This window comes from Zavarzinia sp. (assembly GCF_049306435.1).
In the GTDB taxonomy this organism is placed as follows: Bacteria; Pseudomonadota; Alphaproteobacteria; order Zavarziniales; family Zavarziniaceae; genus Zavarzinia.
This window is the reverse complement of the sequence record NZ_JBAQRT010000320.1, coordinates 19,016-37,170: the sequence shown is the minus strand read 5'-3', so window position 1 is coordinate 37,170 and position 18,155 is coordinate 19,016. Positions and strand designations below refer to the sequence as shown.

16 protein-coding genes are annotated in these 18,155 nt (G+C 66.0%); 13 read left to right on the top strand and 3 right to left on the bottom strand.

Annotation, left to right across the window (positions count from 1 at the left end; genetic code table 11):
- Together WAZ62_RS18040 and WAZ62_RS18035 are read right to left on the bottom strand one after the other, a co-directional pair.
- Entirely contained in the window at positions 1 to 1,077 is a 1,077-nt protein-coding gene (locus WAZ62_RS18040; RefSeq protein ID WP_422644925.1) for an ABC transporter permease, read from the bottom strand.
- A gap of 1 nt (position 1,078) precedes the next feature.
- Complete coding sequence (locus tag WAZ62_RS18035) at positions 1,079 to 2,635, bottom strand: ABC transporter ATP-binding protein (protein WP_422644924.1); 1,557 nt, start codon at positions 2,633 to 2,635, stop codon at positions 1,079 to 1,081.
- A 203-nt stretch (positions 2,636 to 2,838) separates the two neighbouring features.
- Between WAZ62_RS18035 and WAZ62_RS18030 the strand changes: the two genes are divergently transcribed.
- The 4 genes from WAZ62_RS18030 (at position 2,839) to WAZ62_RS18015 (ending at position 7,024) form a co-directional block, all read left to right on the top strand.
- Positions 2,839 to 4,200, top strand: a complete 1,362-nt coding sequence (locus tag WAZ62_RS18030; protein ID WP_422644923.1) for an aspartate aminotransferase family protein — start codon at positions 2,839 to 2,841, stop codon at positions 4,198 to 4,200.
- A 2-nt stretch (positions 4,201 to 4,202) separates the two neighbouring features.
- Positions 4,203 to 5,135 (top strand): 3-keto-5-aminohexanoate cleavage protein, encoded by a 933-nt coding sequence (locus WAZ62_RS18025; RefSeq protein WP_422644922.1) that lies wholly within the window; start codon positions 4,203 to 4,205, stop codon positions 5,133 to 5,135.
- Positions 5,132 to 5,608, top strand: coding sequence for a GNAT family N-acetyltransferase (locus WAZ62_RS18020; RefSeq protein ID WP_422644921.1), 477 nt, complete (start codon positions 5,132 to 5,134; stop codon positions 5,606 to 5,608). The genes WAZ62_RS18025 and WAZ62_RS18020 overlap by 4 nt, the downstream gene beginning before the upstream one ends.
- A gap of 129 nt (positions 5,609 to 5,737) precedes the next feature.
- Positions 5,738 to 7,024 (top strand): M20 family metallopeptidase, encoded by a 1,287-nt coding sequence (locus WAZ62_RS18015; RefSeq protein WP_422644920.1) that lies wholly within the window; start codon positions 5,738 to 5,740, stop codon positions 7,022 to 7,024.
- Here WAZ62_RS18015 and gcvA read toward each other — a convergent pair.
- Complete coding sequence (gene gcvA, locus WAZ62_RS18010; protein ID WP_422644919.1) at positions 6,990 to 7,907, bottom strand: transcriptional regulator GcvA; 918 nt, start codon at positions 7,905 to 7,907, stop codon at positions 6,990 to 6,992. The two genes, WAZ62_RS18015 and gcvA, sit on opposite strands and share 35 nt — an antisense overlap.
- A 226-nt stretch (positions 7,908 to 8,133) precedes the next feature.
- Here gcvA and WAZ62_RS18005 point away from each other — a divergent pair, with 226 nt between their 5' ends.
- From WAZ62_RS18005 to WAZ62_RS17965, 9 genes are all read left to right on the top strand, one after another.
- Positions 8,134 to 9,324: an acyl-CoA dehydrogenase gene (locus tag WAZ62_RS18005; protein ID WP_422644918.1), complete on the top strand. Its 1,191-nt coding sequence runs from the start codon at positions 8,134 to 8,136 to the stop codon at positions 9,322 to 9,324.
- Between the two features lie 2 nt (positions 9,325 to 9,326).
- Positions 9,327 to 10,493 (top strand): CaiB/BaiF CoA transferase family protein, encoded by a 1,167-nt coding sequence (locus WAZ62_RS18000; protein ID WP_422644917.1) that lies wholly within the window; start codon positions 9,327 to 9,329, stop codon positions 10,491 to 10,493.
- A 95-nt stretch (positions 10,494 to 10,588) separates the two neighbouring features.
- On the top strand, positions 10,589 to 11,143 hold the full coding sequence (locus tag WAZ62_RS17995; RefSeq protein WP_422644916.1) for a Spy/CpxP family protein refolding chaperone: 555 nt from the start codon (positions 10,589 to 10,591) through the stop codon (positions 11,141 to 11,143).
- 321 nt (positions 11,144 to 11,464) lie between these two features.
- Positions 11,465 to 12,406, top strand: coding sequence for an aminotransferase class IV (locus WAZ62_RS17990; RefSeq protein WP_422644915.1), 942 nt, complete (start codon positions 11,465 to 11,467; stop codon positions 12,404 to 12,406).
- A 121-nt stretch (positions 12,407 to 12,527) separates the two neighbouring features.
- The gene (locus WAZ62_RS17985; protein WP_422644914.1) at positions 12,528 to 13,721 is read left to right on the top strand and encodes an ABC transporter substrate-binding protein; all 1,194 of its coding nucleotides are present in this window, start codon (positions 12,528 to 12,530) and stop codon (positions 13,719 to 13,721) included.
- A 73-nt stretch (positions 13,722 to 13,794) separates the two neighbouring features.
- Complete coding sequence (locus tag WAZ62_RS17980; protein WP_422644913.1) at positions 13,795 to 14,883, top strand: ABC transporter ATP-binding protein; 1,089 nt, start codon at positions 13,795 to 13,797, stop codon at positions 14,881 to 14,883.
- A 14-nt stretch (positions 14,884 to 14,897) separates the two neighbouring features.
- Positions 14,898 to 15,758: an ABC transporter permease gene (locus WAZ62_RS17975; RefSeq protein WP_422644912.1), complete on the top strand. Its 861-nt coding sequence runs from the start codon at positions 14,898 to 14,900 to the stop codon at positions 15,756 to 15,758.
- Complete coding sequence (locus WAZ62_RS17970; RefSeq protein ID WP_297686236.1) at positions 15,758 to 16,594, top strand: ABC transporter permease; 837 nt, start codon at positions 15,758 to 15,760, stop codon at positions 16,592 to 16,594. The genes WAZ62_RS17975 and WAZ62_RS17970 overlap by 1 nt, the downstream gene beginning before the upstream one ends.
- A 4-nt stretch (positions 16,595 to 16,598) precedes the next feature.
- On the top strand, positions 16,599 to 18,113 hold the full coding sequence (locus WAZ62_RS17965; protein WP_422644911.1) for a PLP-dependent aminotransferase family protein: 1,515 nt from the start codon (positions 16,599 to 16,601) through the stop codon (positions 18,111 to 18,113).
- Positions 18,114 to 18,155: the final 42 nt, after the last annotated feature.

The following is an 18,155-nucleotide window of genomic DNA, read 5'->3' as shown; positions in this document are numbered from 1 at the left end:
TCAGGCCCCCTCGACCAGCGGTTTCAGGCGACGTACCCGGTAACGCACCAGGAAGTCGGACGCGAGCAGGAAGAACAGCAACATGCCCTGGAACACGCCGGTCACCGCCTGGGGCAGGTTCAGGTTGATCTGGGCATTCTCGCCGCCCATGTAGGACAGCGCCATCAAAAGCCCCGAGGCGATGATGCCAAGGGGGTGCAGCCGGCCGAGGAAGGCGACGATGATCGCCGTGAAGCCGTAACCGGGCGAGATATTGGGCACGAGCTGGCCGATCGGCCCCGCGACCTCGAAGGTGCCGGCGAGGCCGGCCAGCGCGCCTGTCAGCATCAGGCAGAACCAGGTGAGCTTCGTGCGGTCGAAACCGGCATAGCGGGCGGCGGCGGGGGCGGAGCCGAGGGTCCTGATCTGGAAACCGATGATGGTCCTGGTCAGCAGCACCCAGACGGCGACGGCGGCCAGCAGGGCGACGATGAAGCCGGCATGGAGACGTGTCTCTTCCCAGATGATCGGCAGGATCGCGCTGTCGCTGAACATGCGCGACTGCGGGAAGTTGAAGCCCATCGGGTCCTTCAGCGGGCCGAAGACGAGAACGGCGAGAAACAGCGTGGCGACATAGGTCAGCATCAGGCTGGTCAGGATTTCGTTCACGTTGAATTTCGTCTTCAGGAAGGCGGGAATGGCGGCATAGGCCGCCCCGCCCGCCATGCCGGCGATGGCCATCAGGGGCAGGATGTAGAAGCCCGTCTCCTCCCAGAAGGCGAGGGCGACGGCGCCGCCGCAGACCGCGCCGAGGGTCAGCTGGCCTTCGGCGCCGATGTTCCAGATATTGGCGCGGTAACCAAGGGCAAGGCCGATCGCGATCATGATCAGCGGCGCCGCCTTCACCCCGAGTTCCGAGAGGCCGTATTTGGTCTCGAGCGGCGAGATGAAGAATTCATAGAGCGCCTCGAAGGGATCGGCCCCGAGCAGCATGAACAGGAAGAAACCGGCGACCACCGTGGCGAAGACGGCGATGAAGGGCGTCATATAGAGCATTCGCGTCGAGATCTGTCGGCGCGCTTCGATCTTCAGGGCCATGTCAGGCGGCTCCCTTTTCCGGCGTGCCGTGAATGCCGCCCATCAGAAGGCCGATCTCCTCGACCGAGACGGTCGAGGCCGGCATGGTTTCGGAGACTTGCCCCGCGTTGATCACCGCGATCCGGTCCGACAGGGTCAGCAATTCGTCGAGATCCTGCGAGATGACGAGGATGGCGCTGCCGGTGCCGGCGAGGTCGACCAGCGCCTGCTGGATCGTGGCGGCGGCGGCGGCGTCGACGCCCCAGGTCGGCTGGGCGACGACGAGGATTTCCGGCTTCTGCAGGATTTCCCGGCCGACGATGAATTTCTGCAGGTTGCCGCCCGACAGGCTGCCGGCGGCTGTTTCCGTGCCCGGTGTTCGCACGTCGAAGCGCTTGATCACCTCGGCGGCGAAGCCGCGCGCTTTCGCGGTGTCGAGGAAACCGCCCTTCATGAAGCCCATGCGCTTGTGGGCGGAGAGCATGGCATTGTCGGTCAGCGACATGTCGGGCACGGCGCCGTGGCCGTTCCGCTCCTCGGGCACGGTACAAAGGCCGAGCTTGCGCCTCGCGGCGGGGCCGAGGCGACCGACGGGCTTGCCGTCGACGATCACGGCGCCCGGCGTTGCCGCCTTGCGCTCCCCGGCGATGGCGGCGAGGAGGTCGCCCTGGCCATTGCCGGCGACCCCGGCGATGCCCAGGATCTCGCCGCCGCGAAGCGACAGGTTGATGCTTTTCAGCGGTACGCCATGAGCCATTTCCGGCGCCATGGACAGAGCCTTCAATTCCATGCGGATGGGGCCGGTGCCCTTGCCCGCCTCGCGTCGCGCGACGCTGCGGAATTCGGCGCCGATCATCAGCTGCGCCATGCTGCGCGCTGTCTCTTCCCGCGGGTCGCAGGCGGCGACCACCTTGCCGCCGCGCAGGATGGTGGCCTGGTCGCAGAGTTCCTTGATCTCGTTCAGCTTGTGGCTGATGTAGAGGATCGAGCAGCCCTCGGCCTTCAGCTTGCGCAGGGTCTCGAACAGCTTGCCCACTTCCTGGGGGGTGAGCACCGAGGTCGGCTCGTCCATGACGAGGAGGCGGGGCGACTGCAGCAGGCAGCGCACGATCTCGATCCGCTGGCGCTCGCCGACCGACAGGGTGTGAACCTCGCGGGCGGGATCGAGCGGCAGGCCATAGGATTCCGAGACCTCGCGGATCCGTTTCGCCAGGGCGGCCCGGTCCTTGCCCGGGTCGTCCATGCCGAGGGCGACATTGTCGAGCACGGTCATCGCCTCGAACAGCGAGAAATGCTGGAACACCATGCCGATGCCCAGCGTCCGCGCCGCATGGGGGCTGGGGACGTCGACTTCCCGCCCGTCCCACACGATCGCGCCGGAATCCGGTTTCAGGATGCCGTAGATCTGCTTCACCAGCGTGCTTTTGCCCGCGCCATTCTCGCCGAGAAGGGCGTGGATTTCGCCGGGCGCGACCTTGAAGCTGACGTCGCTGTTGGCGATGACGCCTGGAAACGCCTTGGTGATGCCGCTCAATTCCAGGCGCGGATGTTCCTTCACGGCCTTGTCCGATGGCTCCATGCCCAACCCCGATCCCCGCCAAACCCTGTAACGCCAGTGCAGCATATGGCGCTGCATCATGACAACCATTGCCCACGGCTATAATGTTTTTCGGGTTTTCGAGACAATCAACGAAGTTGCCCGGCGAGGGGCGTTTCCCTCCCCTTGAAAGCGGCACTTCGGGCGCGCACTCTGACGGCCTTACCTGAGGTGTGCTTTCGAAAATGACTCAAGCCGGCAGCAACCGTCGCCCGTCCAATCTCTTCTACCAGAGCGGCACGCGCCGTCCGCCCGTCGACCGGGCCGAGGGTATCTATATCTGGGATCAATATGGCGGGCGCCGGATCGACGGCTCTTCGGGCGCCATGGTGGTCAATATCGGCCATTCCAACCCCTACGTCCTCGACGCCATGAAGCGCCAGATGGACAAATGCACCTTCGCCTATCGTCTGCATTACGAGAATGACGCGGCGGAAGACCTGGCGACCAGGCTGTGCGACCTGGCGCCGGCCGAATTCAACCGGGTGTTCTTCGTCTCCGGCGGCTCGGAAGCCGTGGAATCCTGCCTGAAGCTCGCCCGGCAATATGCCGTCGCGACCGGCCAGGCCTCGCGCTTCAAGGTGATCTCGCGCTTTCCGTCGTATCACGGCTGTACCCTGGGCGCGCTCGCCATCACCGGCTATGCCGCGCTGGCCGCGCCCTTCGCGCCGATGATGCACGAGATGCCCAAGATCCCGGCACCCACCGCCTATCTCGACCGCGATCAGCTTACGATGGAAGAGCGCGGCATCCGCTACGCCGACATGCTGGAGGCGGAAATCCGGGCGCAGGGGCCGGACACCGTGCTCGCCTTCATCATGGAGCCGGTGGGCGGCGCCTCGACGGGTGCCCTGGTCGCGCCCGACAGCTATTACCCGCGGGTGCGCGAGATCTGCAGCAAATATGGCGTCATCCTGATCCACGACGAGGTGATGAGCGGGGCGGGGCGCACCGGCAAATTCCTCGGCGGCGATCATTGGCCCGGCCGGCCCGACCTGATCGCCCTCTCGAAGGGGATCGGCTCCGGCTATTGCCCGCTGGGCGCTATGCTCGCGCCCGACTGGATGGTGCAGCCCGTCCTCGAGAAGGGCGGCTTCCTGCACGGCTTTACCTATGCCGGCAATCCGCTCGCCTCGGCCGCCGGTCTCGCCGTGCTCGAGGTGATGGAGAAGGAAGACCTGATCCAGAACGCCGCCCGCATGGGCGAGGTGATCCGCGACCGGCTGGAAGGGCTGAAGCCGCGCTTTCCCTTCATCGGCGATGTGCGCGGCAAGGGCCTCTTGCTGGCGGCCGAGATGGTCGCCGACCCGGAGACGATGCAACCCCTGCCGGCCCATCTGAACGCCTATCAGCGGATCATCGACATCGCCTATGACAAGGGCCTGATCATCTATTCGCGGCGGACCCGCGGCGGCAACGAGGGCGACCATTTCCTGGTCTGCCCGCCGATGATCATCACGCCGGCGCAAGTCGACGAGATGATGGCGATCATCGAGGACAGCCTCGACACCCTCGCCCGCGAACTCGACCTGCCCAGAGGACCATGATCATGGCCGCCCGCAAGGTCATCATTTCCTGCGCCGTCACCGGCTCGATCCACACCCCGACCATGAGCGACTATCTGCCCTATACGCCGGAGGATATCGCGGCGCAGGCGATCGAGGCGGCGGAGGCCGGGGCCGCCATCCTGCATCTCCACGCCCGCGACCCCAGGGACGGACGGCCGAGCCCGGACCCGGACGTCTTCATGCAGTTCCTGCCGCGCATCCGCCAGGCTTGCGACGCGGTCGTCAACATAACGACCGGCGGATCGTCTGCCATGACCCTGGACGAGCGGCTGGCGGCACCCCTCCGCGCCAGCCCCGAGATGTGCTCCCTCAACATGGGCTCGATGAATTTCGGCCTGTTCCCAGCGGTCGAGCGTTACACCGAGTGGAAGTTCGACTGGGAACCCAAGCTGCTGGAGAACACCCGCGACACGATCTTCAAGAATACCTTCAAGGATATCGAAGGCATTCTGGACAAGCTGGGCAATGGCTGCGGCGCCAAATTCGAGTTCGAATGCTACGACGTCGGCCATCTCTACACCCTCGCCCATTTCCGCGACCGGGGCCTCGTCAAGGCGCCGCTGTTCGTCCAGTTCGTGCTCGGCGTCCTTGGCGGTATCGGGCCGGACCCGGAAAACCTCCTCCACATGAAGCGGATCGCCGACAAGCTGTTCGGCGACGATTACCAGTTCTCCGTCCTCGGCGCCGGCCGGCACCAGATGCCGCTCGTCACCATGGGCGCGATCATGGGCGGGCATGTCCGCGTCGGCCTCGAGGACAGCATCACACTGGGCCGCGGCCGGCTGGCGAAATCCAACGCGGAACAGGTGACGCGCATCCGCGACATCCTGGAAAGCCTGTCGCTGGAAATCGCGACCCCGGACGACGCCCGCGCCCTCCTCGGCCTCAAGGGCGGGGATCGGGTGGCGTTTTGATCCGCCTCGCGACCATCGAGGATGCCGAGGCGATCCATGCCATGATCCTCGGCATCGGCGCGGTGCTCGGTCAGGCGCATAAGATCGCCGGCACGGTCGAGGATTTGAGGCGCTGGGGCTTCGGTCCCGACCCGGCTTTCGAGGCGCTGATCGCGGAGGAGGGGGGGCGGCCGGTCGGCCTCTGCCTCTATTTCCGCTCCTTCTCGACCTGGCGGGGCAAGCCCGGGGCCTATGTTCAGGACCTCTATGTCGATCCTGCTTGCCGGGGCGGCGGCTGGGGCCGGCGTCTGCTCGCCGCCTGCGCCGCGCGCTCGGCGGAAAAGGGCGGCGCCTATATCCGCCTGTCGGTCGATGCCGCCAATATCGCGGCGCAGGGTTTCTATGCCCGTGCCGGTTTCCGCCATGCCGCCGACGATCTCATCCACCAGATCGACGGCGAGGATTTCCGGCGGCTGGCGGGGGAAGGTGTTTGATATGGTGGAGCCTTCCCACCTCACCCCGGCCCTCTCCCCCCAACGGGCGGAGAGGGAGATTGGGTCCTCTCCTCCTCGGAGGAGAGGGGTGGGTGAGGAGGGAAACACCGCCCCTGGGAGTGACCGAAAATGAGCCTCGATCCCGCGCTTTCCGCCGACATCAAGAATGCCGTCGCCAGTCTTGCCGATGAAGGCACGGTCCTTCTGGCCGATCTGGTGCGCGAGGGCAGCGTGCTGGGCGAGGAGGCGGGGGCGCAAGCCCTGATGGCCGAGCGGTTCGCCGACATGGGTCTCGACGTCGAGCGGTTCGAGGTCGATCTGGCCGCGATCCGGGACCTGCCCGGTTTCTCGCCGCCGGTGATCGATGTCTACAAGGGGCGGGAGAATGTCGTCGGGCGTCATGTGCCGAAGGCGGCGACGGGCAAGTCGCTGATCCTGAACGGTCATATCGACGTGGTGCCGACCGGGCCGGAAGCGCTCTGGACCACGCCGCCCTTCGTCCCGAGGATCGAGGACGGCAAGCTGTACGGTCGGGGCGCGGGCGACATGAAGGCGGGCATCGCCGCCTATTGCATGGCCTTCGATGCCCTGGCGCGCCTAGGCCTGCAGCCGGCGGCGCCGGTCTATCTGCAATCGGTGATCGAGGAGGAATGCACCGGCAATGGCGCGCTGGCCTGCCTCGCCCGGGGCTACCGGGCCGATGCCGCCATCATCCCCGAGCCCTTCGACCAGAGCCTGCTGATCGCGCAACTGGGCGTGATGTGGCTGAGCGTGGATCTCGTCGGCAAGCCCGCCCATGTGCTGGACACATCGGCCGGGACCAATGCGATCGAGGCGGTCTATGCCCTGTTCGATGCCCTGCGCGGGGTGGAGGCGGCCTGGAACGCGCCCGGTTTCCGCCATGCCTGCTACCGCGATCACAAGCATCCGGTGAATTTCAACCTAGGCCGGATTTCGGGCGGCGAATGGCCGTCGTCGGTGCCTTGCGCCGCTTCGATCGACGTCCGTGTCGGCTTCTATCCCGGCATGTCGATATCAACCGTGAAGCAGGCGCTGGAGGTGGCGATCGCGGCGGCGGTGGCGGAGCGGCCCCCCTTGCGCGGGGCGCAGGTGAAGATCCGCTACAAGGGCTTCCAGGCCGAGGGCTGCGCGATCGACCCACAGGATCCGCTGCTCGTCGGTCTTCGCCGCGCCCATGAGGCGGTGAGCGGAAAGCCGATCACAGAGCTGGCCTCCACCGCGACGACCGATGCCCGCTTCTTCATCCTTTACGGCGATACGCCGGCGACCTGCTACGGCCCCAGGGCCGGCAGCATCCACGGTATCGACGAATGGGTCGAGCTCTCGACCGTGATCGAGGTCGCCCAGGTCCTCGCGCTGTTCATGGCGGATTGGTGCGGGGTGGAGAGACGCTGAGCAGCCAGTCGCGGAAGGCGATCAGGGCGGGCAGGCCACGTTTCGCTTCCGGATAGACGAAGAAATAGCCCTGCTGGCTGGTGACCCTGGCATCGAACAGCACCGACAATTCGCCCCTTCCGATCTCGTCGGCGACCAGCACCTGCGGGGCGAGGGCGACGCCGAGGCCGGCGACCGCCGCCTGCAGCACTTGCGCGAATTGCTCGAAGGAAATGCGCGGCTGGCCGGGGCGGGCTTCGATGCCCTGGCTCTCGAACCATTCGCCCCAGGCCTTGGGCCGCGTCGCCTGGACGAGCAGCGTCGCCCGGGCAAGGTCCGCCGGCTGCTGCCAGCGCTCGCTCGCGATCAGGGCAGGGGCGGCGACCGGCACCAGCACCTCGCCCATCAGGGGATGCAGCACGGCGCCCGGCCAATGGGAGTCGCCGAAATGGATGGCGGCGTCCAGCCCCTCGCGCTCGAAGTCGAAGGGGCGGAGGCGGGTCGAGAAGCGGATCGTCACCTCCGGATGCCGGCGGAAGAAATCGGGCAGGCGGGGGATCAGCCAGCGGGTGCCGATGGTCGGCAATATCGCGAGGTCGAGGGTGCCGCCCTTGCCCTTGAAGGCGATGGTCTGCGCCGTGGCCGAGGCGAAACGGGCCAGCGTGTCGCGCAAAGCCTCGGCATAGAAGCGGCCGGCCTCGGTCAGATGCACGCGCTGGCGCAGCCGCTCGAACAGGGCGAGGCCAAGGCGCGCCTCGAGGTCCTTCACCTGGCGGCTGACCGCGCCCTGCGTCAGGTTCAGCTCCGCCGCCGCCTTGGTGAAACTGCCGAGCCGCGCCGCCGCCTCGAAGGCGACGAGACTGCCGAGGGGCGGGATCAGGCGGCGGCTGAAACTGTCGGTCATCACGGGGGCTCATGAGTGATCATTCGTCGTCCCGGCGCAGGCCGGGACCTTGTGCCGAAGGGGCGCCCCATCGGATAAAGGTTCCGGCCTTCGCCGGAACGACGAGGTGGGTTTGACGGTAGCTCACTTGATGAGGAAAAGTCATCAACTTGATGCCGCATCATCCGTTGCCCGGCGGCTCTGGCTGGTTCATCCTGCGGTCGACACAAGCCCCTTGGAGAGAGTCATGTCCTCGTCGCGCGCCATTTTCGCCTGGGAAGACCCGTTCCTGCTGGAAGAGCAACTGACCGAGGACGAGCGTCTGGTGCGCGACAGCGTCCGCGCCTATGCCCAGGAAAAGCTGATGCCGCGTGTACTCTCGGCCTTCCGGGACGAGCGTTTCGACCGCGAGATCATGAGCGAGATGGGGGAACTCGGCTTCCTCGGCTCGACCCTGCCGGAAGAATACGGCGGCTCGGCCGCGTCCTATGTCGCCTATGGCCTGGCCGCGCGGGAAGTGGAGCGGGTGGATTCAGGCTATCGCTCTGCGATGAGCGTGCAATCGTCCCTCGTCATGCACCCCATTTACGCCTATGGCAGCGAAATCCAGCGCAAGAAATATCTGCCGAAACTCGCCACCGGCGAATGGGTCGGCTGCTTCGGCCTGACCGAGCCCGATCACGGCTCCGATCCCGGCGGGATGCGGACGCGGGCGAAGAAGGTCGATGGCGGTTACATCCTGCATGGCTCCAAGATGTGGATCACCAATGCGCCGATCGCCGATCTCGCCGTCGTCTGGGCGAAGTCGGAGGCCCATGACAATGCGATCAAGGGTTTCGTGGTCGAACGCGGCTTCGCCGGCTTCTCCACCCCCGCGATCGAGAACAAGCTCTCGCTCCGCGCCTCGATCACCGGCGAGATCGTGCTCGAAGACGTCTTCGTGCCGGACGAGAATCTGCTGCCCAACGCCTCCGGCCTCGGCGGGCCGTTCGGCTGTCTGAACCGGGCGCGTTACGGCATTTCCTGGGGCGCGCTGGGCGCCGCCGAATTCTGCTGGCACGCCGCCCGGCAATATACCCTGGACCGCAAGCAGTTCGGCCGCCCGCTGGCGCAGACCCAGCTGGTCCAGAAGAAGCTGGCCGACATGCAGACCGAAATCACCCTCGGCCTTCAGGCCTCGCTCCGCGTCGGGCGCCTGATGGACGAGGGCAAGGTGCTGCCGGAAGCCATCTCGCTGGTGAAGCGCAACAATTGCGGCAAGTCGCTGGATATCGCCCGTCAGTCTCGCGACATGCATGGCGGCAACGGCATTTCCGGCGAATTCCACGTCATCCGCCATCTGCTGAACCTCGAGACCGTCAATACCTACGAGGGCACGCATGACGTTCACGCCCTGATCCTGGGCCGGGCGCAGACGGGCCTTCAGGCGTTCTTCTGATCATGTCGGACGCCCCCCTCGCCGGACTGAAGGTCGTCGAGCTGGCCCGCATCCTGGCCGGTCCCTGGGCCGGCCAGATCCTCGCCGACCTCGGCGCCGATGTGATCAAGATCGAAAAGCCGGGGGAGGGGGACGACACGCGGGGCTGGGGTCCGCCCTTCATCCCCAGCGCCGACGGCGGCACCCTCGGCGCCGCCTATTTTCATGCCTGTAACCGGGGGAAACGCTCGGTCGCCGTCGATATCGCGACAGTAGAGGGGCAGGTGGCGGTGCGCGCGCTGGTCGCCGAAGCCGACGTGCTGATCGAGAATTTCAAGGTCGGCGGCCTTGCCCGCTATGGGCTCGACTATGCCAGCCTCGCCGCGATCAATCCCCGCCTCGTCTATTGCTCGATCACCGGTTTCGGCCAGGATGGGCCCTATGCCAAGCGCGCCGGCTACGACCTGATGATCCAGGGCCTCGGCGGCATCATGAGCCTGACCGGCGAGAAGGAAGGCGAGCCGCAGCGGGTGGGCGTGCCCCTCGTCGATCTGTTCACCGGGGTCTATTCGGTCGTCGCCATCCAGGCCGCGCTGGCGGAGCGCCAGCGCTCCGGCCTTGGCCAGCATATCGACATGGCCTTGCTCGACACCCAGGTGGCGATCCTCGGCAATCACGCCCATGCCTATCTTGCGACCGGCACTGTGCCGACCCGCCAGGGCAATGCCCATCCCAGCATCGTGCCCTATCAGGCCTTTTCCGCTTCGGACGGCCACCTGATCCTCGCCGTCGGCAACGACGGGCAATTCCGCAAGGCGGTGGAAGCCCTTGGCCTGCCCGAACTCGCGACCGATCCCCGCTTCAGCACCAATGCCGACCGGGTGCGCAACCGCGCCGAGCTGATCCCCATGCTCGCCGCGCGCATGGCGGGGATGAAGCGCGACGATCTCCTCGCCGCTTTCGAGAAGGTCGGCGTGCCGGCGGGGCCGATCAACACGGTGGCGCAGGTTTTCGCCGATCCGCAGGTCCAGCACCGTCACATGCAGCTGGAACTCGATTTCGGAGGGGCGCCGGTGCCGGGCGTGCGCACGCCCATCCGCTTCTCGCGCAGCCCCCTCGTGCTCGATCGGCCGGCGCCGTCGCTTGGCCAGCACACGGACGAGGTTCTCGGCCCGGCCTCGGAGGGGTGATCTCATTCGGTGAGGCTTGACCTGTGTCAATGACGCCGCACTCCCATCGGGCCGGACTGGCGGGAGCGGGCATTCACGAGACAAGGACAAGAACGATGAACCTCATTTCCCGACAATCGGCACTGGCTCTGGCGGCCGTGTTGCTGATCGCGACCCCGGTCGCGGCCCAATCCGGTGGACCGGGCGGCGGCTATGGCATGATCGGCGGCACCTGTCCGAGCATGGGCATGATGGGCCCGGGCGGCATGGGTCCGGGTGGCATGGGCCCGGGTGGCATGGGCATGGGCCAGGGTGGCGGCCCCGGCATGGGACGCCGGGGCATGGGCATGGGGGCGATGATCGATGCCCGCCTTGCCTATCTCAAGGCCCAGCTCGGCATCACCGAGGCGCAAGCCAAGGTCTGGGCCGCCTATGAAGATACGGTGAAGAACAGGGCCGCCGGCCGTCTGGGCAACCATGACGCGATGATGGACGCGAAGGCCAATGGCACCGCCATCGATCGGCTGGACCTGCGCATTGCCGCCATGGAAACCATGATCGATCTTCTGAAATCGACGCGCGAGGCGACGGTCGCCCTCTACGACAGTCTCTCGGCCGAGCAGAAGGTGGTCGCCGACCAGTTGATCGGCAACGACTGCGGCGCCATGTAGGTCCCGCGCTTCCGGCCTCCCGGGGCATATGCTCCGGGGGCTGCCGGCCCTGACGCCCATTCCGGCGGCATTTTCCATCCGATTTCATCCGAACGCGCTCGACCGACGGGCGCGGGACATTGGCGCCATGCCCAGGCCGCGCTCCCCCGAAAGGTGGAGCGCGGCCTGGGCATGGCCGTGTCTAGACTTGGCTTTTCGGGTCAGGCGCCTTGGTGCCAATTGGCCCCCTCGAATTGGCGCCAAGCGGCGCTTGTGAGGGGTGGGGATCGGCGCCAGCCTGACAGGGCAAACGTGGCTTCCCGGATGAGTGGAGTGTGGGACATGTCGGACGCTATGCCTGATTTCTCGAAAGGCGCCTGCTACCTCAACGGCACCTATGTGCCGATGTCGGAAGCGAAGATCCCGGTCGGCGACTGGGGTTTCGTTCATTCGGACGTAACCTATGACGTTGTTCACGTGAAGGATGGCGCCTTCTTCCGTCTCGAGGACCATCTCGATCGCTTCGAGCGCTCGCTGAAGGGCTTCCGCCTGACGCCGCCGGTGACCCGCGACCAGATGCGCGAGATCCTGGGCCGCTGCGTCGCCCTGTCGGGCCTGAAGGACGCCTTCGTGGCCATGGTCTCGACGCGGGGCGTGCCGCGCGTCTATGGCTCGCGCAAGCCGATGGATTGCGACAATACCTTCATCGCCTATGCCGCGCCCTGGGTCGACGTGATCCCGCCCGCCGTTCAGGAGCGGGGCGCCCATCTTCTCGTCGCCTCGGTGCCGAGGATTTCGCCCAAGTCGCTCAACCCGACCTACAAGAATTACTGTTGGCGCGACTTCGTGCAGGGCCTGTGGGAAGCCAACGACAAGGGCTTCGACACCGCCGTGCTGATCGACCAGGACGGCTATCTGACCGAAGGCTCGGGCTTCAACGTCTTCGTCGTCAAGGGCAACCAGGTGCTGACCCCGGATCGCGGCGCGCTCGAAGGCGTGACCCGCCGTTCGGTGCTCGATCTGTGTCCGGAGCTGGGTCTCGAAGGCAAGATCGTGCCGGTCACGCTCCAGGACCTGATGGAGGCGGACGAGGTCTTCACCTCGACGACGGCCGGCGGCGTCATGCCCTGCGCCCGGGTGAACGACCACATCATGAACAACGACCGGCCAGGTCCGATCAGCGTCGCGCTGAAGGAGCTGTACTGGAAGAAACAAGCCGAGGGCTGGCACATGACCCCGGTCAATTACGCCGATCCCGACCATCCCTTCGCCAAGGCGGCGTAAGCGGCGTCAGCGGACAAGCACGGGACGGGGGCATCAACGACCCCCGCCCGCGAACACCAGGGGAGCGCACGGGAAGCAGGTTTCTTCAACGATCCACGGGGACAAGGGTGAGGGACTGCGCATGACATCGACGAACGACAGGAACAAGGCCGCCGCGAGCAAGATCGGGCCGAGCCGCCGCGGCGCCATGAAGACCATCGCCGGGGCCGCCGCCGCGCTGGTCGCGGCGCCCTATATCCGCCCGGCCTCGGCCGCGCCGACCGAGCTGCGCGCCCTGATGTGGGAAGCCTATGCCGTGCGGGAGGTGATCGGTGCCTTCGAGGAGAAGCACAAGGTCAAATTCGCCCCGACCTTCTTCGACGGCAATTCCGAGGCCTACAACAAGCTGCGCGTCGGCGGGACCAAGGATTTCGATCTCGTGCAGGCCGATGGCTTCTGGCCCAGCCTCTATTTCCGGGAAAAGCTGATCCGGACCATGGATTACGGCAAGATCCCGGGCACCGCCAATTACTTCCCGGCCTTCAAGCCGGATGCCTTCCCGCTGCTGAAGGACGAGACCTCGGGTGCCTTCTTCGGCGTGCCCTTCTGTTGGGGCTCCTATGGCATCACCTATAATGTCGGCGAAGTCCCGGCCGACAAGGCCAAGAGCCTCGAATTGCTGTTCTCGCCCGAATACAGCGGCCGCCTCGCCACCAATGCCCGCTTCGAGGAGAATATCGCCCTCGCCGGCATCATGGTCGCGCACCGCATGGGCACGATCGACAAGCCCCGGCCCGACGGCAAATCGTTCAATCCCTACAAGCTGACCGACGAGGAGCTGGAAGGCGTCGAGAAGCTGCTGATCGAGCAGAAGCCCCTGCTGCTGACCCGCTATCAGGATGCGGCGACCCTCGAACAGCTGCTGGTCTCGGGCGCCATCGTGGCCGCGCCGGAATTCGCGCAAGTCTACCGCCTGATGCTGGAGAAGAAGGCCAAGGGCGAACTCGACCTGACCGTCGATCACACGCTGAAGCCCAAGGAGGGCGGCCTCGGCTGGGTCGATACCTGGCTGATTTCGTCGGGCGTGCCGGACGGCGACAAGGCGGAAGTCTGCCATGCCTTCATCGACACGATGATCAAGCCCGAGACCATGGTGCAGATCGGCAAGGCCAGCGGCTGTTCGACCACCATCGACATCCGCCCCCTGTCCTCGGCCGAGGATCAGGTGCTCTACCTGATGAACCGCACCGACGAATTGCGCGGCATGTATATGTTCGACCAGCCGTCCTCGACCGAGAAGTGGGAACGCGTCTGGTCCCGCGTGCAGGCCGCCTGATCACGGCGCCACCGCCGGCCTCCGGGCCGGCGGTCCTGTATCCGTTGGTGTTGCTTGGGGAAGGGGTTGCCGCGTGTATATTTCGCTTCAGGGCATATCGAAACAATATGCCAATGTCTGGGCGATCGACCGGGTGAACATGGCGATCGAGAAGCAGGAATTCGTCTCCCTGCTGGGGCCGAGCGGCTCGGGCAAGACGACGCTGCTCCGCGTCATCGCCGGGCTGGAGAAGCCGACCGAAGGCCGGGTGCTGATCGATGGCGAGGATGTGACCGAACTGCCGCCGCACAAGCGCGGCGTCGCCATGGTCTTCCAGGAATTCCTGCTGTTCCCCCATCGCACCGTGCGCGAGAACCTGGCCTTTCCCTTGCGCATGATGAAGATGCCGAAGGCGGAGATGAACGAGCGGATCGACTGGGCCCTCGGCATCCTGTCGCTTCAGGGCCTCGACGGGCGTTATCCCAACCAGTTGTCCGGCGGGCAGCAACAGCGCGTCGCCCTTGGCCGTGGTCTCGTCGGCCGGCCCAAGGTCCTGCTGCTCGACGAGCCGCTGGCCAATCTCGACCGCGAACTCCGTCAGGAGATGGAGGTCGAGATCCGGCGCTATCAGATGAAGCTGGGCATCCCCTTCATCTATGTCACACATAATCAGGAAGAAGCCCTGAGCATGAGCGACCGCATCGCGGTCGTGAACAAGGGCCATGTCGAGGATTTCGCCGAGCGGACGACGCTCTACGACAGGCCGAAGACCGCCTTCATCGCGCAATTCGTCGGCCGCTCGAACAAGTTCGAGGGCAAGGTCGCGGCGGTGGACGGTGGCCGTTACACCGTGGAGGCCGGGGGCTTCACCCTGACGGCAAGCGGCGGCGGCCCCTTGAAGCCGGGCGATGCCGCGCTCGCCTTCGTCAAGAACGAGAAGATCGCCCTCGCGCCCGAAGGGTTCGCCGGGGAAGACAACAGCCTGCCCTGTGTCGTGCGCGACGTCATCCTGCGCGGCGCCTATGCCGAATATCTGCTGGAAACCGGCGATGGCCTCGGCCTCGTCGCCAGCCGGCCGCGCAGCGGGGAGGGGCCGTCGATCGGCCATGCCGTGGTCGCCCATTGGGCGGCGGGCGATATCGATCTCTATCCGGTGAAACCCGATCTGGGGCTGCGCCGATGATCGGGGGGCTGCGCATGTCCCGCGACCCGAGGGCGTGGATCTTCCTCGGGGTGCCGTCGGTCTTTCTCGTCCTGCTGTTCGTGCTGCCGCTGGTCTCGATGATCGTGCTCAGCTTCTGGCGCACCGAGAATTACCACATCATCCAGGACTGGAATGTCGACAATTACTATGTCGTCGCCACGGCGGGGGCCTATGTCACCTTCCTGATCCGTTCCCTCGTCATGGCGGTGATCGTCTCCACGCTTTGTGTCGCCATCGCCTGGCCGGTCGCTTACGGCGTCATCGTCCATGGCGGGCGCTACAAGCTGCTGCTCTCGCTCGGCTTCGCCATTCCGTTCCTGACCGGCGAAGTGCTGCGGGTGATCGCGCTGCAGGGCCTGCTCGGGCCGCTCGGCCTGCTCAACGGCGTCCTGATGGCGCTGGGCGCGGCGCCGCTTCGCTTCATCATGTATACCAATATCGCCAGCGCCATCGGCCTTGTTTACCTGTATCTGCCGATCGTGGTCACGGTCATCTATCTCTCGCTGCTCAATTTCGACATGCGCCTGATCGACGCCGCGCGCATCTTCGGGGCGGGGCCGTTCCGCGGCTTCGTCGAGGTGACCTGGCCGCTGAACCTCTTCGGCTCGCTCATCGGCTTCGCCCTCTGCTTCGTGCCCTGTCTGTCGGCGACCCTGGTGCCCCGCTTCCTCGGCGGGCCGAGCGGCACGCTCTATGGCATGGCGCTGGCGCAGCAGTTCGGCGAATCCGGCACCTGGGCCTTGGGCGCGGCCATGGGCGTCGTCCTGTTCCTGCTGTCGATCGGCGGCGTGCTTCTGGTCTTTCGTTTCGTCGACCTGCGGCGCAGCGGCTTTACAGGCTTCGGGAGATCGTGATGGCGACGGGCAATATCGCGCGCAAACTTCAGAAGCCGGCCCTGATCGGCACCATGGTGCTCTGCTATCTGTTCCTCTATCTGCCGATCATCCATATCGGTCTCGGCTCGGTCTCGCAGAATTACAGTTTCCCCTATCCGCCCAAGCTGACCTGGGCGACCTTCGAGAGGCTGGCGGAAAACACGCTCTATCAGACCGCCCTCGGCAATTCGCTGCTGATCGGCGTGTTGACGGCGCTGCTCTCCACGCTGCTGGCCTGTCTCGCCACCATGGGCCTGCTGCGCCACGCCGGGCGACACACGGTGAAATTCCTCATCCTGTTCATCGCGCCGCTCTTCGTCGCCGAGGTTCTGCTCGGCCTGTCGTCGCTGATCTTCAACGGGCTGTTCCTGCAACTGGGCGGCAATCTGATCTCGGCCATCCTGGCCAACACCGTCCACTGCTTCTCCTATGCGCTGCTGATCATCGCGACCCAGTTGTATCGCTATGACTGGCGGCTGGACGATGCGGCCATGGTCTTCGGCGCGACACCCTTGCGCACCTTCTTCGAGGTGACCTTGCCGCTGATCTGGCCGGGGCTGTTCGGGGCCTTCATCGTCTGTTTCATCATGGCCTTCAACAATCTGGAGATTTCCTTCTATCTCCTCGGCGCGACGCCGACCCTGCCTTCGGTCGCCTGGGGCGCCCTGCGTTACGGCATCAAGCCGGAACTCTATGCCCTCGCCAGCGGTGTCAACGTGCTGGTCTTCGCCGTGCTGGGCATCATGTTCATCCTGATGCGCACGGGCGCCGTCCGCTTCGGCCACAAGCCGGAGCGGGATCGCAGCGCGATCTGACCCGATGCCGCCGCTGCTCGATGCCCTCGCCTTCGACCTGCAACGCAGCGGCGGCGCGCCGCTGCACCGGCAGATCCAGTCGCGTCTCGTCGCCGAGATCACGGCCGGCGCGCTGAAGCCGGGTGCCCGCCTGCCGTCCAGCCGGGCCCTGGCCGAGCTTCTCGGCGTCTCGCGCAACACGGTGATGCTGGTGTTCGAGCAGCTGATCGCAGAAGGTTACCTCGACGGGCAGACCGGCTCGGGCACCTATGTCTCGCGCAGCCCGCCCGGGCTTGCCCGCAAGGCGCGGCCGGCGCCCCGGATCAATCCGGTGCTGCCGGCAGCCTCCAGCCTCGACCGGGGGCGCAGTTTCGCCCGCTTCTCGGATGTGCCGGAGACCTTTCGCCGGATGCGCCGGCCGGTCGCCTTCCGGGCCAATTTCCCGGCGGTCGATGCCTTCCCGGTCCAGCTCTGGGCCAAGCTGACCATGAACCTGTTCCGGCGCATGGATGCCAGCGCCGCCAGCCATCTGCTGGGCGAGGGCGATCCGCAGGGCTATCACCCTTTGCGCGAATGTATCGCCGAACATCTCGCCCTGTCGCGAGGCGTCCATTGCAGCGCCGCCAATGTCGTCATCTTCGCCGGGGTGCAGCACGCCGCCGATACCGCCTGCCGGCTGCTGCTGATGCCCGGCGACCGCGCCTGGTGCGAGGATCCGGGCTATGACGGCGCCTATGCCGCGATCACGGCGGCTTCCGCCCATCCCTGTCCGGTGCCGGTCGACGATCAGGGTATCGATGTCGCCGCCGGCCTCGCCGCCTTCCCCGATGCCCGCTTCGCTTACGTTACGCCGTCGAAGCAATATCCCCTCGGCATGGCCATGAGCCTGGAGCGGCGAACGCAATTGCTCGACTGGGCCAGGGGCCATGACAGCTGGATCATCGAGGATGATTACGACAGCGAATTCCGCTACGGCGGCCGGCCGCTGCCGCCGTTGCAGGCCCTCGATACCGAAGGACGGGTGATCTATCTCGGCACTTTCTCGAAGAGCCTGTTTCCCGCGCTTCGCCTCGGCTATGCCGTGGTGCCCGATGCCCTGATCGAATATTTCGTCGCCGCGCGCACCGTCGTCGGGCGCTATTCGCCCATCCTCGACCAGATATTGGTCGCCAACTTCATGGCCGAGGGGCATTTCGCCGCCCATGTCGCGCGGATGCGCAAACTCTATGTCCAGCGCCAGGCATCCCTGCTGGAAGCCGTGGCGCGCGACCTCGGCGACTATATGACCGCCGAGCCCTCGGATTCCGGCATGGAACTGCTGGCGACCCTGCGGCCTGGTTTCGACGCGATCGCCATCGCGCGGGCGGCGGCGGCCGAGGGGCTGGAGGTCATGCCCGTGTCCTTCCACACCCAGGGCCAGCGGCCGGACCCGCGCATGATCCTCGGTTTCGGAGCCTTCACGCCGGCCCAGATCGACGATGGCGCGCGGCATTTGCGCTGGGTGATCAGCGGAATGATGCCGCAATGCAACATTGCGTGAAGCTCAATGGTCGCGTGAAACGGGGCGTGTCACGCTTTGAAT